This is a genomic window from Bacteroides pyogenes (assembly GCF_014196225.1).
GTDB classification, from domain to species: domain Bacteria; phylum Bacteroidota; class Bacteroidia; order Bacteroidales; family Bacteroidaceae; genus Bacteroides; species Bacteroides pyogenes_A.
Window position 1 is genome coordinate 1 of sequence record NZ_JACIDI010000027.1, and the last position, 16165, is coordinate 16165.

Here is a 16165-nt window from a genome sequence, read left to right on the forward strand (position 1 = left end):
CAACTTCTTCTCGTGTCATCATAAGTTTTATTTTTGGGCACAAAGATACTGGTCGAAGAGATTGCAGAAAATACGTGGTTTACCGGAGGCTTACATATCTTTTGCTAATTCTTTTTTCCACTTTGGATTAGCCTTGGCAAAAGAGCGTTTGTATTCCAACTCTGTAGATTCCTCCACAGAATTGTCTATCAAAAATTGTATGTCAGCTATGCTTTCTATCTTCATATGTATTACTCAACGTCTTGAAAAGATAATTAATGCTCGGTGATTATCTTCATACAAAGTTCTTCATAGCTTTCGTATTCAGGAAGTCCAACAAGTATTTTTGTAATAGCCTTTCTTCGGGTTGCTACAGGACCTTTGTTTGGGTCTAATTTGTCCGAAGGAGTTTTTGAATTTAATGAACATGTCAGTGATTTCGTGATGGAAACCAATTCTATATGCATTTGATTATCGCTATCAAATGCAGGGATGGAGTCTGCTGGCAATGTATGAATATGCCTTTTACCAAATTGCCCTTGGGCTTGATATGCAGCATTCACCTTTTCGATAGAATTGCTATTTAACAAAGCAGTCATAAATATGGCTTCGTCTTCTGTGTCTGCAATATAATAATAAATAGTCTGATCTATGATTATTTCACGTTCCACCTTCATGTATGCCGCACAAGTTTTTGACCCACCTGCGCCATATACGACCAAGAATGAGCCAACTGGTATTATCTGCTTTTCAAGCTTACTGAATACATTGAGTACTTCGAACAAAGATTTTATCCTCTTTTCTTTGTAAGCTATGTAAATATTCTTCGTTTGATTGAAGAATAGTTTTAATGGCCGTGCAAGAGTAAGTATATCAATATTTTCAAGATCCGCCCATTTCCCTTCACTATTGCGCTTTATAGGCAACAGAGCTTTGGGACAGATACTAATATTGAATGGCGTTAAAACATTTGAAATAAGTATATCAAAAAAGCGATTTTTATCAACAGAAATAGATGGTGGACAGAAATCCCTGCCAACCTTCATGTCTTTCAAGAAGTATCCATAATTGCTATGTAACGAAAGTTGTGAAAGAATGAATTTATTTCCTCTCGATTCTAAATTAAAGAAGAACAAGAATCGTGGCATTATATCTGCCCCCTGTTGGAATTTGTAGCAGGAGAAATCTATACGTTCTATTTCAGATGGATTATTTGTCCATATTTGCAAATCCCCGCTTTTTTTAACGTAGAATGTCGCCGATGTCACATTATTCTTGTCAGAAACAATAGCACCAGTGATTTCGCTTGATCCAACGTAATTCACCTTCCGACCAAAAATGGCTATTGCCTTATTTTTGAAAGTATCATTAGGCAATTCCCAAACACATTCTGGATTAAGTTTTATAGGGCGAGTTATAGATGAAAATTGCCCCGTTCTGAAAGGCATGTGGTTATTACCAGCAAGAACTGAGTGTGGTAAAATACATCCGAATACACCTGCTTCAACTAGGTATCGCTTAACAGAATTCACTAAGAATATTGTAGCCAATTCAACGTGCGGAGCACTTGCACCAGTTGGGAGGATTCCTAAACACCGACCTAAGAACTTCAATTTATCCCTATATGGATTGTTCCCAAGCTTACTTAACGCTAGCCATGGTGTATTAGATACGATACCATTAAAATTAGCAGCAACCAGAGTTGGTCGAAGTGTATTTTTCAGCACAAAAGACCATATTCCATTTTGCCCTTTTTGGTCCAAATTCCGAATAGTGCGATACAAATTGTAAATAAAATCCACGCATGTACTTTGATCATACGAATCTAACGAAGACATGTCAATTCGCCCTTCAGTAATTGTGCGGATTTCATCTAAGGTTAGCTCATCATGAATACAATCGTAAGCAAGATCGAGAACACTGTCAAAAAGATTTACTCCATTTGATTCTCTGACTAAAAATAATGGTATTGAAATACGTTCGTCATGCAGTTGAAGCATACAAGAATCCTCCTGAATAGAAATCGGGCTTTGTATAAATAGAGAATCCGCATGATAAATTGGAATATAAATATCTGTAGTGAAATCGATTATATTATTTGCTGCAATAACCCAATTAATTTTTGCTAGGATAACAGCAAGAGGATCTATATCAAAGCCTGTTATAGACTTCATGACGATATTTCGCTTTTCTTCGATCGAGCAATCTGTGAGGAGTGATTGTAATAATCTGAGCGTAGAAACAACCATAGAACCAGATCCACAGCACATATCAACAAACACAGGCATTTCTCCAATTGGAAGCATAGACATGGTTTTGCCTACTATCATATTCGAGAGCCATGTTGGGGTTAATTCTTGTCCCAATAACAGTCGCTGAGAACGATCTGCTAGCTGTATCATCAAATTGCCAAACAAATCTTCTTCTATATTAACAGAAAAATCATAAACAGACAAATCTCTTTGCATACTGGAAATGACTGGCATAATCTGAATAATGTCATTTTCCGTCAACCATCCAAAATAATCATATTCTGCAAAATTCACCAACTGGTGATTGGTAAAAAATGAACCGTCCACAATGGATTTAAGCTCAGCTTCATTTGAGTTAATTGCCCTCCTTTCCAGAAAATTAGCGCACAATAGTTTGGCAAGTATAGAAATGTAAAATTCGTTGATATAGGAAGCCTTAGAATTCATGTACTCATAAGAGACGCTTGCGATGGAAGTGTAGTTGTCCCACAATTCTCTTAACATCTTGAAGTAGTCAGGTTTCTTCTCTATTTGAGCATTGACATATTCTCCAAAACAATTCAAATACTCTTGGGAAAATTTACTATTCAACCCAAAATCAACGGCGAGTCTTTCTGCGCTTATCAATCTACCTCCTTCTCGTCCTAGATATTTACTTAGGAAATCTAATGTCGCTTGTGCGATAGCATCCGTACATTCTGAAATATGAAGCTCGTCAACAACTGATAATTCAATATTATCCTCGTTATAATCAGATCGATCTATCAATGGATTTGGTTCAACCTTATAGACGTACCAATTAAGAGTATCAGAAAGTACACCTTGAATAATATTGAAATCAACACCTTCTCTAACAAAGGCAGCACAATACTCTTTTACTTGACGGTAGCCTTCTTGAAAAACGGTTTGTATATTTAGATTCTTTTCGTACTCAATTGCTGTATTAGCAATGCAGTTATCAATAAACCCAGATACAGTTACTCCATGCCTGTTAAGTCTCACATGTTCCTCCCCGTGCTTGATGTGTTCATCAACCCATTTTGTGTTAGGGGGGAACATCGTACGAAGATACGATGCAAAATTTTCTCTTACTCTAGCTTCGATTGCTCCATTATCAATTAGAGACTTCGCCTGAGTTATAAACTCTTTTGTTTGTGCTATATAGCTCATTGCCTGGTTTCTTTATAATGTTGTAGTTGATTCTTTAATTCACCTAATAATATTTCGCTCTTTTCTTTACTATTTAAGAACGAATTTATGATATGCAAGTCGACTTGATCTAATAAGTCAGACTGATTGGAAATTTTACATTTACATAAATCTCCGCCAATTCTATCAAGTTCTAATAATACTTCCTTAGACAAGTTAGGAATCTTCACCTTTCTTAATTGAACAGCCTCTAACTTAAGTGCACCTCCACCCATAACCGTGCCTAATTGTTCATACTGAACCTGGCACCAAGTAGAATTAAGTATCGCAATAAGGGCATTATTTGTCCAAATGCTGTTGTCTGAGTTGTCTATTGTTGAGAAATTAGCATCAATTACAGCGTTTATAATCTCGCATTTATATACTGTTACTGCGGAACTGTTTACACGCGGAATAAAAATTTTAGCAGTATGGCGGCTTTGCAATTTTGGAATCATATACCAAAAACGATACAGGCCTTTTTTCGGTTTACTTACATTGGTTTTTACTGAAGACAATGATGGAATTAAATTCCCTTTGATTTTTAGTTTTTCCGAATCAGATATGTATTGTTGTATGTCGAGAGGCAGAACAATATAGCCAATTTTATGTTCTTCTTCAGTATTATCAAAGTCACTTTGTGTAAGAGAGTCTTGTATGTTTAAGAGTACAGTACTAAGTTTAGTATTCACAGCATATCTATCCGTTAGGTCTGATTGCCCTTGAATTACTGGCAAGAAAAGATTATCTTTATGAATGATAAAGCCAGCAGAGATATTTGACTGATAAACACCTTCGCTTACACGTTTAAGATAGAAAAAGCCATTGGCACCAGTTCTAAGACCTTGTGAAATTTTTAATCCAACATCTTCCAGAGAGGGCATTGTTGTGTATTCATTACTCTTTGAAGAGACTAATCTAATGCAATCTTCCAACTTCTCTGTCTGAACGCTGGTAATTGTACTCTTTGAAAGGCGTTTGATTTCACAAACGTTTGGTATAGAAAAACCTTTCTCAATAAAATTTGCAAAGTTATGTGCTTCCGTGACATTCCCATATAATGAAGTACTATTTTGGGCACTTTCATACAAATCAACAATTGAAGTATCAATACTACAGGTAGATTTCCGCGAAGCGATTATAATAGAAGTCCTAACCTGTGCATTTCCCTTAAACCATACGCCATTTACGTCATTTAGTATATAGTTTACATCAAATAGATTGTCAATCAGCTCCAAAATTGGCTGTGAATACTCTCTAGACAACCATGAATTAGGAAGTACGATTGCAAACTTTCCTTTGTGATTTACCAACATCATACACAATAGCCAAGCCGGAATTGACAAATCAGATAAACCTGATATTTTATCAATAGCACAATGCATCATTTTTCTTTCAGAGTCATTTAACGTGTTAAATTCGTCTGTAAAAAAATGCAAGTTACAAGTGATGTCAGTAAGTGAGAACTTTGTTTCTTCGGCTTTACCAATGAGTTCTTTTCGTACATACGGAGGATTGGCAACAACTAAATCATATCCTTCAGATTTCAAGCATGATAGGGTCTGGGCTGAAAATGCATTTCCGCTAATACATTGAATATTAGGGAGTCTTTCTATGATAGTATCTCTAAGCTGTATATCAATTTCAATACCTGTCAAATCTTCAATGTCGGCATAAGGAAGAAGAAGATCGCCAATTCCACACATCGGATCAATAGCACTGGTTATATTTCGTGACGGAACCAATGCTTCAATCATTTCGGCTATTTTACTTCCCGAAAAAAATTGACCTAATAATTTCTTCTTATCAAGCTTCATGTTCAAAGAAGTATTTAGCATCGAGTGTAATGGTGTAATTATGTTCAATACACATCATTATGTATTTAGAAAATGTTTTTACCGCTATGTCCTTGTTGTATGGAGTTGAAGCCTGATTCTTTAGAAATTGAGCTAACTCCTTGTCGTTATGAAAGAAACTATTGGATAGTACTTCCTCATTATTTTTTTTTAGCAAAATCAAAGGGTCTCCTTTTACGGTAACGTTTGAATTTGTCTGTTTAAAAGATGGCTGTATTTTATCTAATATGCTTGCTTTAACAGAATAAAGACCAGATTGCTTATAAGCATCTACTAATGCTCTCCAGATTGCTGATTTTGCAGAGTGAAAGACTAATGTACATGAAGCAGTAGCCTTCATTTTCCTGCTTATCTGAGCGAAGACAGAGGTCATCAGATTAGAATACTCATCAATTGCTTTTCCTTGGGCAGGGTTGATGATTGCTTCTTCAGTATTATCAGTAACAATTCCCAGCCACGCTTCGTTAATCTGATTGATTTCGGAATAGGGTATAAAATCTCCGAATGGGGGATCTGTAAAAACATAGTCTATCGTATTGTCTTCCAATTTAATATTTGTGCTACTTCCATTTACAAATTCAACTGTTCCCTTTGAAGACTCAATCTTTTGGAAAGCTTCAACAAATGTTTTCAGTTTTCGCTGAAGCCCCAACATTATATTCTTTTCAACAGGCAGTCCGCTAATATACAAAACACCAGGTTGAGCACCTGTTATAACAAAATCTGGGTTATTCTTCTTTGCAACGACTCTAGTCATTAACGTTGAATGAGCAGTATTATAGCTAAGAAGAAAAATCCTAAGTGCATTTTGGATTTCTTCAGGGAATAGATCTACCTTATGCCATAAAGTGTTAAACACAAACCAGTTCCGATATGTATAGAAATGGTGTAAATGGGTTATGCCGTAATGATAACCTTGACGATAAAGTTCACCCCATTTGATTTTATAAATCGTAGATGAAGATATGTCTCTATCCTTCATCATGGAATCATATTCCTCTTGGTCGGATTCTGTTGCCAAACGAGACCAATTCCTTTTGCCCGTTGACCCATATAATTTGTATAATCTACGTTTTTTTACAGAAACCGCTTCATGTATGAGCGGATCTATGATGGTTTCTTTGAGTCTTTCTGCCTCCGATAGATGAATATTGCTTCCACAACATGGACAAATAGAATCTTCTTTGAATTTCAACGGATTTTCATCTATAGCTAGTTCTGCATAAAGGAACTCTTTTCCGCAGAAAGGACATACAACCAAGTCACTCCAGATTGCATGACGAAGTATACCGTTATTCCCTTCAGGGTCTTTAACAGTATATACATTTAGACAAATGTCAGATGCCATTTTTAGCAATGATTCCGCATGTTTCTTAAACAGAGTCGATTTAGTGGAACACATCACCTTCCCTAGTAAACATCCTATGGGACTTAACTCATAAACAACTGCCTTTCTTGGCCCCCATGTTGGCTCTAATCCCAACTCCTTAACTTTTTCAAGCATTTCAGGAGTAGGGCAATCTGTTAGCAAAGTAGCAATACCAGTTGTTCCACTACCACCAAAAGGATCCAGAATGGTATCACCAATTTTTGTGTGACAAGCAATAAAGATTGCTTCCGCTTCTGGCGAAATCTTGGTTGGATATGAAAAAGCATTAAATAATGCACCAGTTCTGGTTGAAGGAAAAGGTGTACTATACAATATGTCTATAGATCTGCTCATGGCTTACTACTTATTTCAAATTTAGTGAATCTCTTTCGCGTCGTTCTATTATCAATTCTTTCATGTCAACATTCAAACATTCTGCAACTTTGTCAAGAATTTCCAATGATGGTTGTTGACGGTTGCAACAATAAGCATTGACGGTACTAAAGCTTTTGCCTATTTGTTCTGCAAGCCATTGTTGAGATTTATCTCTTTCTACAAGTACTGATTTTATGCGATTGAGTTTCATATTACTTTTTATTTGTTTTGCAATATAGCGCAAAATTACTCAATTTATTGTGAAATCTACTATAATTTCGCTATAAATATATCAAAAAATGCTATATCTTGCCTGTAATAGATTTTTCGGAAGGTGTTTCCGTGTTTGGTAACACTTCTGTGGTTTGGAACACGACATCACGTTACCTTCCCCAGCCTGTCTTTTTCTTCGTGCCGTCCCAATTGGTAAGCTCACTGCTAGAACCACCACCTCCAACACCGATGCCACCTCTGCCTCCTGCCATGAGAAGCAAGTTTTGCATCAGTTCTTTGGAGACTGTCATCGCATCACAGAGTTGTCTGGTACGGGCTGCTGTAAGGCCTGCCTTGAACTCGGACATGTCAGTCCATGACATTCTCTCCAATAGATAGCCGGTAGCCATCTTGCGTTGCTTCCCGTCAGCTGGGTCAAGGTCGCGCTTAAATGCCTCTGCGATGATACCCATTGCAACTGTGTTGCCTTGCTTTGGTTGGAAGTCGTTGTCTTTGCGCTGTGCATAGTCCCTGATGGCAGCAATGGCATCGTTAATCCATCGGTCAAGCTGCCGCAAGAAATCTTTCTTATTTTGTTGGATTCTATCCCATAGTTCTTTAATTTCTGGGATGTCCATCATTTCTTTGATTTGACCTTCTGCTTTATCTGCACGCTGCCGTTCACGCGATGCCATGTTGTCAGAACGGCCAGCTTCGGACTCGGCCCTTTGAAGTTCCTTCTCCAACTTGTCAATTTCTGCATTCTTCTGGTAGCGAAGTCTGATGATGGCTTTCTCGTCTATTGAGGCTATTCGCTTTTTTAGCCCATTGTTTTCTTCGGTCAGCCTACTATTTTCCTTTTGTAGTTGCTTGTTCTGCTCGATGATTGCTCTTGCATTCTGCATAGCCTTATTGTAGAGCGATTTTCCCAATTTCAGTATATCCTCCTTCTGGGCTTTCTTGGCACTGATGAGTTCAGTCTGCAACTCCGTGAGAATCTTTTTTATCGCTTGCCGACCTTTTTCTTTCCATTCTTTCTGCCCAAATGTAGGGATAGGCTTATCAAGTTCTTCCAGTATTGCATCAACAGCCTTCTTTACAAGTGGGTTGGTCTTCAGTATTGGCACGATAAGGTCTTCTTCTTTGATGTCCAATGCCGCAGCATAATCTTCCAGTTGTGAGATGCTATCTTCCAATCTTGCCTTCTGCTTACTGATGCTTTGTGTCTCACCTACAAGTTTGTCCTTCTGCTGTTCCAACCGTTGATTTTCAGCTTGGGCGTTGGTGATGGCTTCATTTGCCTTACGCTCTGCTTCCAGCAATGCCTTGTTCTTGTGGATTCGCTCTCGCCGTTCCTCACCTGGCAGCATGGCGATGTCATCACCGCGTTCCAGACCGTACTTGTGTCCCACCTCATTGTAGTAGTCGGTGTGCATCTGGTAGTATGTTCTGCCAACGGCATATTTGTCCTCTCCCCATACACGGGCATACGATACACATTCCTTTTCCCTCCGTTCGACTTCTGTTCTGATGAAGTCGTTTCGGATTTCTTCGGGTTGCTTCTTCCACTCCTTATAGGAAAGTACCTTTGACTTGTCATCCTTATGCACATACTTGACAGATGTACGACCTCTGGCTTTGGTCTTAGCTACGGGGATGGTCTGGATTTGAATATGCGGTGTAGTCTCATCGAGGTGCACATCGAAGCCAATGATATTCTCAGCACCCCACAGACGACAGGCCCAATGGTAAGTGTCCAATGCCCAATCTTTGATACCTTGTCTCAGTACAACATGGGCATTGCTTTTTTGAAGGGTGAAATCCACGTCTTGGTCGCCGAGGCAAGTCTGGTTAGCACATCATGGTCACCACTTATAACGATACCGACAGTGCAGTTTGGGCTATTATCGGAGTTGCCCATCGGATTGTTTTTGTCCTTGTAAGGTTTGAAGCCAAGTTCATCAAGACGCTTCTGCAAGCGTTCGTGAAGTGGCACAGGATCTGAACAGAGGGGAACGAATTCGCCCTTGCCGTTAATCTCGAAATTGAGGTGCTTGCGCGAATAGTCGTAGTGATTGTTGGTGTCCTGATTCTTCAGACGATAGGTTTTCTCGTCCCATCCGCGACGTTCTGGCTCATAGCCTTCAGCAGCAGAAAAGGACTTTGCTGGTGCGCCAACATGGATTGCGGCACGAGGAATGCTGTTTCTTGCTTTACTCATGATTTTGTTCCTTTCTTTATTTTTTGTTCTACATTTTGTTTTTCTTACTATGCCATTCAGGTCTCGGGTGCGCTCGACCTATGGCCGCTTTGCTCGGCAAAGAAATCTGAGTGGAGGGTCGAGGGAGAGAGTCACTCCCTCGCTGGTGCCACTTGGCAGCTGGTGTCAGTTGAGGCAATCGGCACTGCTTGCAGGTATGGCCCAAACCCTCGGAGAGCATAATGGGACTTTTAAGGGAGCGTCGGGCGAATCTAAAAGTCCATATTATGTTATGGGATTATTGGCTACGCCGAACTTCTCCTCACTCGGAAAAGCTAATGCAAGCATTGTTCTTCTCTCATTCGTTCGTCGTTTGCGTAATCCCCTGCGGCGCAGCCTCCATTCAGACACCATCAGGTGAAGCATGACTGCATCACCTATTGGCCACAATCGCCTTTCCCATATTCGACATACCGATGGAGTTTGTTGCAGTAAGTATCATTGATTCCCTCATGTGACAGGTCGCATTGATGGCATTCCCTGTTCTTGCCGTGCCATCGTTTTTCCTGTTCCGATTTGATGGTTTGCAAGGTTTCTTCATCCTTGGACTGAATCGTGGATGATGAAAATGCTTTTGATTTCTGACCGAAATTAGTCGTTGTATCTTCCGCAACAGACACGCTTACTACTTCCAAGTCAAGAGCCCTGACAAGCAAAGCAAGATTGGGGCTGGTTTCCTCCATTCTCATTAAGGCTGCTTCCTCATCGCTCGGTCGCAGAGGCTGTTGATAGAGAACCATCTGGGTAATATTGTGGCAATCACCTTGTGGTTTCTCTATCACATCTGAAACATGAAACTGAAGATTGGGAATAGTCCCAAGCGCGTCTTTCCACCTGTCATATTCACCCTTGTCAGGGAATACAACTACAGATCTTCCTTCGAGAGGGAACAAGTCGGAGATGGCAACATTGTCCTTGCCAGTAGCAAGCCAGATGTATGGGGTGGGGAAGCAACTCATTATGGCTGCGGTCATTTCACTCTTCACTAATGCAACAGTCTGGCTGGGGAAGTTATCGAGCAGATTCTCACCAAACAGGCAAGTATGTCGCTCATCTTGATAATACCAGCTTTCATCATAGACATTCCCGGTGTCACTATCCATTGTGATGATATGACCATTGATAATCTTATTCTCCGCATTGATGTGCCAAAATATCGGCTCGTTCTGCTCTGTTGAACCGATGGGATATCGCTTCATCATAGCCTCCAGCTTTTCTTGGTCAAAGCAGATATAGTTACAGAGATACTCGAAGAATTTATTGTTGAAACTCGTAATCTCCACTTTCATAGCCAGCCCTCCTTCCAGTTGATTCCATATAGCGAGCAGATATGGTAGAACGTTCCTATGTTTATGCTGCTGATGTTGCGGAGTAAGTTGTCGAACTTCTTATCTGTCTCAGCAGCTTTATAATTGGCGTTCTGCGAACTGACCAGATGAAACAGGCTACGCCCACACTCACCGAGTGATGCCAAGGCAGCACCCACATGGAACCAGTCATCGTAGGTGGTGGTGATGTCGATGCCGCGGTCTGCGATTATACGGCAGCACCTTTCAACTTTCTCCATATCGTCATCTTCATCATACTGGTTCTTAAATTTCGGCATTGACTCCACCCAAATCTTAGTATATAATGTGGCATCCTCATTCACATACGGCTCTGGGTCGTAGGAGATGGTGCGCATCCGGCTCACGTCCTTGCATGACTCGTCGATGACCAGCCCCTCGTGGGCAAAGTCCTGACGCAGTGCCTCGAACTGGGCCTTGTGCTTCTCGGGATAGGCTATGTGGAAGATGGCAAACCAGCCTATGCCTCTCACGCTGTGGGCAGCATAGAGTATCTGGGGGATGTTGTGCCACTCATGTTTCAGATCGTCAAACCACGTCACGTCCATATTGTCTTTTTTGTCGATGTCAATACAAAGCAGATTCGAGTGGGCCACGAGGTTCTCGGCCTTGCGTGTCGGGGCAAATGTGCCTGAGATGGTAGCCAGAGGCAGTTGCTTTTTCAGGCTCTTTTGCTGTTCCTCGTCAGTCAAGGAACGGATGGTTTCTATCTGTTCCCTGTAGTGGTCGCAGAAGAGGAACTTGCGCAGGGTGGTCTCTGTGCCAACCTTGTCTTTCACGTTGGCATAGTAACTGATCGGGGTATCAAATATATTGTTCATAATCGTTTTTTTAGAAATTGAGGTCACAGTCACAGTTGGCGACAACTGCTTTATAAATAGACATTTGTTGTGTGTCTTTGGTGTGACCTTTGTTTATTCTTCATTTTCTTGCTCATCATTTGGATGGTCACACATACGTCACACCTTAATCCATTTGTATAAAGGTCATTGCAAGGATGTGTGACTGTGACTTTATTTTCTGAGTTTACCATTGAGGATGTTCGTGAGTTTTGCGCGGTCAAAGTTCAAGGCCTCTGCAAGTGCACTCTTGTTCTGGATGTCGAATGTCTGGCCGATTTCCGTAATGACAAGTTCCTTGGTCAGTCTCTTGATTGCTTGTCGGGCATTACCCATGAGGAGCGGATATATGCGTTCAACATGAATCTGGGTAAAGTAATCGGCAACGCGGATGGCATATTCCATTCCATTGCCTGTGATAACAGGCTCATTCCAATGGTCTGACAGCAGGTGTGACATGATGGCCAGACGAAGCACATGGATGTTCATCTTCTGCCTCATGCCACCGATGTGGTCATCCTCTTCCGCATCAGCTTTCATGTCGTTGTCATCGGCATAATCAGCGTAAAGTCTTTCGGCTTCATGGGACAGATGGAGCGTCAAAGGTTCCATTCCGAACAGACGGCCAATGATATCGTTCCAACTGTCACGCATTTCTTGTGTCATCCGTTTGCGGTCGAGTCTCTTGATAAACTCTGCTTTGTCTGGATAGACGAAAAGGAAACGCTGGGTAAAACCCGAATCCATGAGTGAGTCAGTGCCGAAGGTCTTTCCAAGCGGACCAGGTTGAATACCGCCTATGATACTCATGGTGGGATCATCGACAAGTTTGGTGTCTTCTGACTTCCGGTTGATGGTGAAACTTACATTTGACCATGTTGACAGAAGCTGAGACACCTCAGTTCCAGAGCCGTTTCCGCCTTTGGCGTATCGCCCAAAAGAATCAACGAAAGACTTCAGCTCGTCGGCAACAATAATAATCATATCGCCCTGTGCCAAGAGTGCGTTACGAGACTCAGGGGAACTGTCGCCAGCCACTCGCTGATGGAATATCGGCTGTTCACCGCTGAAGTTCCTATCTTCCTGTTTGTTTTGATCATAGGCAGCCTTATCTTCGGAATACTTAGCAAAGTTTGTTTTATCGTATTCTCGAAGTGGACTGGTAACTTCCTTGAGAGGTCCCGTTTTATTGCGACTCGGCTTACCGACTAAACAAACGAAGTCGCATGGATAGTTGGTGTAAGGGTTAGTTGTGAGCACCACCTTCTTCCCAGCCGCTATGCCAGCAGTTATCAAGCATATAGCCACTACAAAGTCTTGTGGGCATCCGTATGACTCTGTGACAGTCTGGATGTAGTTCTGTACAGATTGCGACAGCCAATCAACAGGTAGCGTAGGTTCTGTGAAAGTCAAGGCTTTCAGGTGTTGCTCCCTTTGGGGTTTTTCTGATAAAGTCGGCAATGGCTCTGGAAGCACAAGAGATGGTAGTTGCTTGTCTGGAGGAGAGGGTGGAACCTTGTTAGTTGGCTCCACCTTCTCTGCCTCAGCGTTGATGACGGATAGGAAGTCAGGCTGTCCGTTTCCGTCAAATGGCATGATTTGTTCTGACATTACCTACCTCCTTTCTTTTTATACATACTTCTGTCCTGAGCCAATTGCAGTGCGTAGTCTGCATCTATTATGATTTTGCGGCCAATCTGAGTGATGGCGGCATTAATCTTTCCGCTTTTCTTTATGCGGTTGGCTGTTGGAATTGAACATCCAAATATCTTAGCTATCCCTCGGATGCCATATTCGTACCTCTTTTTGGATGTCTCAACGACAGGAGCTGGTGCATAGTTTTCCCCTTGATGAGATGAGTTTTGCAGGAATAGAAACTCCTCACCAGTCATCTGCCATAACGGCTTCCTTAATAATTCTTCTAATTGCATATTCATCTGTTTAAGCAATTTTGGCTTCCAAGATGAGGTACGAGACTCATCTTTTCTTTGCCACATATGGCGCAGCTCGTACTCTTGCGTCACGTTTTCTGGAGCAAAGTTAGCGTGAATAATAAAAGAAAAATCACTAAATATCAGCTGATAATCAGTGATTTATATACATTTTTGGATAATTGTTTGGATAGTTTGGATTGTCCTTTGGATAAGGATTCGGTTTGGATAATCACATAGAGCTATTATTTTGCATTAGGGATAGTATAGAGACAAAAAAGGTGTATCCATACTGTCAAGATACACCTTATGAGAAGAACGTGATAATGAAAATGATGACTAAACGCTAGATATTGCTTTTCGTATCTGAGTTTTAACTTCCTGTAAGATGGCTTCTTTTTGATCGCCCCATTGCTCATCAGGGTTATGAACCATTTTGGAACCTTTCTTACTATAGGATCTTAGCACCCGATATACTGAAGCCGAAAACTTATCAATGTCATCTTCTGGGAAATAATCGTTCTTAAAAGCAGCTGTCAGAATCTTATCTGAGGCTTCATCTTTAACAAGTCCTTTTATGGCAATCATACAATAACCCACAATGGTTCTCTCTGATTTCTTACCCTTGTGCCGCTTTAATATATCTTCAATGGCATGGATGACACGTTGATTCTTAGATGCCGGCTTAAGATTCTGACTCAGCGTCAATCCTGTGGAATTGACCATGGACGCTTCTTCATCCTTTGCTTTTTCAATTTGGGGTTGAGAAGATGGTATAGTATTGTCGATGTTGCCAGATATACTTTGTTCTTTAAGATAAAAACGTATTCCTTCTATTCGCCCAATGTTTATGATATAGTTGTGGTTAAGTCCATTATCTGAAGATGAATGCGTCTCATTTGTTTGTTCAAGGATGTTGGCATAACGGGCAAAATCGACCTTGGCAGATGGATGTTCTTTCTCATATTGCTCACAGAAGTTGTAGGCAGAAATAAATCCATTGGCATACCAACGGCCAGCATGGGACAATTCCAATAATGACACATTACTTTTTTGCTTGGTCTTTGCATCATAGTATGCCTGTAGCTTATCTCTGGTTACCTCGGTAATTAATACAACAAGCTTTTTGTCTTGATAGGCTGAAATAAAATGTCGGAAACCAGCTATTGCCTGATGACTAAAGTCCCGAATTTTCCCATTCCACAGCGTGTGCAACTTGGGAATAGTGTACTGAAAATATCTTTCCGGCTCTATAATCATATCTGTCGTCTACATTAAGTCAAACTTAGACATGGCACTGACTTTCGTTTCGTCGGCGACATCAATATAGGGTTTCATGGCCTTATAGTCGCTGTGCCCCGTCCATTTCATAATTACGTTTGCTGGTATGCCAAGAAGGATGGCATTGCAGATAAAGGTTCGACGACCAGCATGTGTACCTATCAGTTCATATTTCGGACGGGTCTCGTCAATGCGCTGCTGTCCGCGATAATATGTAATATGTACTGGCGAATCTATGCCAGCCAGTTCACATAATTCCTTCAGATAATCATTCATCCTCTGATTGCTGATAACAGGCAGGGCCTTGTCGTCCTTAAACGGCACATCCTTGTATTTGTCAAGAATTGAACGGCTGTGCTTGTTGAGTTCTATCTTCAGGTGGTCGGTAGTCTTGATGGTTGTTATATCTATGTGGTCATCCTTAATGTCACTTCGACGGAGATTGTAGGCATCTGAATATCTCAGGCCTGTGAAGCAGCAGAATGAAAACACATCACGCACACGTTCCAGATATTGCTTGCTCTCTGGAATCTGATAGTCGCGTAATTGCTCTTGCTCTTTCCGAGTCAAGAAGATAATTGCCTTGTCTGGGTTCTTCAACTTTGGTTTGAATGTTTCGAATGCAGCATTTTGATGGTATCCTTTTTTCAAACTCCACCTCAAAAACCATTTCAGGAAACCAATTTGTTTTGAAATGGTACTATTTCGCATTTCTAACTTGTGACCAAGAAAATATATGTAGTCGTTCAGGCCATCCTCCGTGAGATCATCAAAGGAAATCTTGGGTTTGAAATCGTGGAGATGGTTCCTTTGGGCCGCGAATTTCTCGAAAGTGGCTTTAGTCCAATCATTCAGCTTACCATTCTCCTCGGTGAACTCATCATAGATTTCCCAAAAGGTCTTTTGAGGAATGAGCTCTTCGTCCTTTGGACCTTCTAATTTAATTCTTGATGTATATACATGTTTTAGCTGCTCTGTTGTCGGCATCAACTCCTGTAGCTCGAATTCCTTGAAAATATCCTGAATCAGTGTGTAACTTCGTGTCAATTCCGCATTTATTTCCGATGCAGGAACTTTCAACTTATTTGTGCAGCCATTTTTCACTCTTTGCTTGGTGGCATCCCACTTGGCTGCATCAATGCGATAGGCCATAGTGAATTCAATACGGTGTCCAGAATAATTCACTCTCATGCGGATAGGTACATTCTCGGTAATGGCTACACCGTTTTTCTTTCTCCCTTCAAGGGCAAAGATGATATTTCTTTTGATATTCATA

13 protein-coding genes are annotated in these 16165 nt (G+C 40.9%); all 13 read right to left on the reverse strand.

Features of this window, described 5'->3' with window-relative positions; genetic code table 11:
• Positions 1 to 90: 90 nt before the first annotated feature.
• The gene (locus tag GGR07_RS13980) at positions 91 to 225 is read right to left on the reverse strand and encodes a hypothetical protein (RefSeq protein ID WP_021645215.1); all 135 of its coding nucleotides are present in this window, start codon (positions 223 to 225) and stop codon (positions 91 to 93) included.
• A gap of 29 nt (positions 226 to 254) precedes the next feature.
• On the reverse strand, positions 255 to 3401 hold the full coding sequence (locus GGR07_RS13065; protein ID WP_021645216.1) for an N-6 DNA methylase: 3147 nt from the start codon (positions 3399 to 3401) through the stop codon (positions 255 to 257).
• The gene (locus GGR07_RS13070) at positions 3398 to 5236 is read right to left on the reverse strand and encodes an Eco57I restriction-modification methylase domain-containing protein (RefSeq protein ID WP_021645217.1); all 1839 of its coding nucleotides are present in this window, start codon (positions 5234 to 5236) and stop codon (positions 3398 to 3400) included. The genes GGR07_RS13065 and GGR07_RS13070 overlap by 4 nt, the downstream gene beginning before the upstream one ends.
• On the reverse strand, positions 5226 to 6998 hold the full coding sequence (locus GGR07_RS13075; RefSeq protein ID WP_021645218.1) for a DNA methyltransferase: 1773 nt from the start codon (positions 6996 to 6998) through the stop codon (positions 5226 to 5228). The genes GGR07_RS13070 and GGR07_RS13075 overlap by 11 nt, the downstream gene beginning before the upstream one ends.
• A gap of 10 nt (positions 6999 to 7008) precedes the next feature.
• Entirely contained in the window at positions 7009 to 7230 is a 222-nt protein-coding gene (locus GGR07_RS13080; RefSeq protein ID WP_021645219.1) for a helix-turn-helix transcriptional regulator, read from the reverse strand.
• A 172-nt stretch (positions 7231 to 7402) separates the two neighbouring features.
• Complete coding sequence (locus tag GGR07_RS13085; RefSeq protein WP_021645220.1) at positions 7403 to 9058, reverse strand: plasmid recombination protein; 1656 nt, start codon at positions 9056 to 9058, stop codon at positions 7403 to 7405.
• Positions 9016 to 9453 (reverse strand): hypothetical protein, encoded by a 438-nt coding sequence (locus GGR07_RS13090; RefSeq protein WP_021645221.1) that lies wholly within the window; start codon positions 9451 to 9453, stop codon positions 9016 to 9018. The genes GGR07_RS13085 and GGR07_RS13090 overlap by 43 nt, the downstream gene beginning before the upstream one ends.
• 416 nt (positions 9454 to 9869) lie before the next feature.
• Positions 9870 to 10781, reverse strand: coding sequence for a DUF6371 domain-containing protein (locus GGR07_RS13095; protein WP_021645223.1), 912 nt, complete (start codon positions 10779 to 10781; stop codon positions 9870 to 9872).
• On the reverse strand, positions 10778 to 11659 hold the full coding sequence (locus GGR07_RS13100; protein ID WP_021645224.1) for a BT4734/BF3469 family protein: 882 nt from the start codon (positions 11657 to 11659) through the stop codon (positions 10778 to 10780). The genes GGR07_RS13095 and GGR07_RS13100 overlap by 4 nt, the downstream gene beginning before the upstream one ends.
• Before the next feature lie 192 nt (positions 11660 to 11851).
• Entirely contained in the window at positions 11852 to 13288 is a 1437-nt protein-coding gene (locus GGR07_RS13105; protein WP_021645225.1) for a DUF3987 domain-containing protein, read from the reverse strand.
• Positions 13288 to 13608 (reverse strand): DUF3853 family protein, encoded by a 321-nt coding sequence (locus GGR07_RS13110; RefSeq protein WP_034543835.1) that lies wholly within the window; start codon positions 13606 to 13608, stop codon positions 13288 to 13290. The genes GGR07_RS13105 and GGR07_RS13110 overlap by 1 nt, the downstream gene beginning before the upstream one ends.
• A gap of 339 nt (positions 13609 to 13947) precedes the next feature.
• On the reverse strand, positions 13948 to 14868 hold the full coding sequence (locus GGR07_RS13115) for a hypothetical protein (RefSeq protein ID WP_021645228.1): 921 nt from the start codon (positions 14866 to 14868) through the stop codon (positions 13948 to 13950).
• Between the two features lie 9 nt (positions 14869 to 14877).
• The gene (locus GGR07_RS13120; RefSeq protein WP_039972574.1) at positions 14878 to 16164 is read right to left on the reverse strand and encodes a site-specific integrase; all 1287 of its coding nucleotides are present in this window, start codon (positions 16162 to 16164) and stop codon (positions 14878 to 14880) included.
• Between the last annotated feature and the right edge of the window lies 1 nt (position 16165).

Excerpts from the sequence above, each read along its gene's own strand:
- GGR07_RS13100 (WP_021645224.1), bottom strand. The coding sequence starts at position 11,659 with ATGAACAATATATTTGATACCCCGATCAGTTACTATGCCAACGTGAAA.
- GGR07_RS13980 (WP_021645215.1), bottom strand. The coding sequence starts at position 225 with ATGAAGATAGAAAGCATAGCTGACATACAATTTTTGATAGACAATTCT.
- GGR07_RS13065 (WP_021645216.1), bottom strand. The coding sequence starts at position 3,401 with ATGAGCTATATAGCACAAACAAAAGAGTTTATAACTCAGGCGAAGTCT.
- GGR07_RS13090 (WP_021645221.1), bottom strand. The coding sequence starts at position 9,453 with ATGAGTAAAGCAAGAAACAGCATTCCTCGTGCCGCAATCCATGTTGGC.
- GGR07_RS13075 (WP_021645218.1), bottom strand. The coding sequence starts at position 6,998 with ATGAGCAGATCTATAGACATATTGTATAGTACACCTTTTCCTTCAACC.
- GGR07_RS13070 (WP_021645217.1), bottom strand. The coding sequence starts at position 5,236 with ATGAAGCTTGATAAGAAGAAATTATTAGGTCAATTTTTTTCGGGAAGT.
- GGR07_RS13095 (WP_021645223.1), bottom strand. The coding sequence starts at position 10,781 with ATGAAAGTGGAGATTACGAGTTTCAACAATAAATTCTTCGAGTATCTC.
- GGR07_RS13110 (WP_034543835.1), bottom strand. The coding sequence starts at position 13,608 with ATGCAATTAGAAGAATTATTAAGGAAGCCGTTATGGCAGATGACTGGT.
- GGR07_RS13080 (WP_021645219.1), bottom strand. The coding sequence starts at position 7,230 with ATGAAACTCAATCGCATAAAATCAGTACTTGTAGAAAGAGATAAATCT.
- GGR07_RS13115 (WP_021645228.1), bottom strand. The coding sequence starts at position 14,868 with ATGATTATAGAGCCGGAAAGATATTTTCAGTACACTATTCCCAAGTTG.
- GGR07_RS13120 (WP_039972574.1), bottom strand. The coding sequence starts at position 16,164 with ATGAATATCAAAAGAAATATCATCTTTGCCCTTGAAGGGAGAAAGAAA.
- GGR07_RS13105 (WP_021645225.1), bottom strand. The coding sequence starts at position 13,288 with ATGTCAGAACAAATCATGCCATTTGACGGAAACGGACAGCCTGACTTC.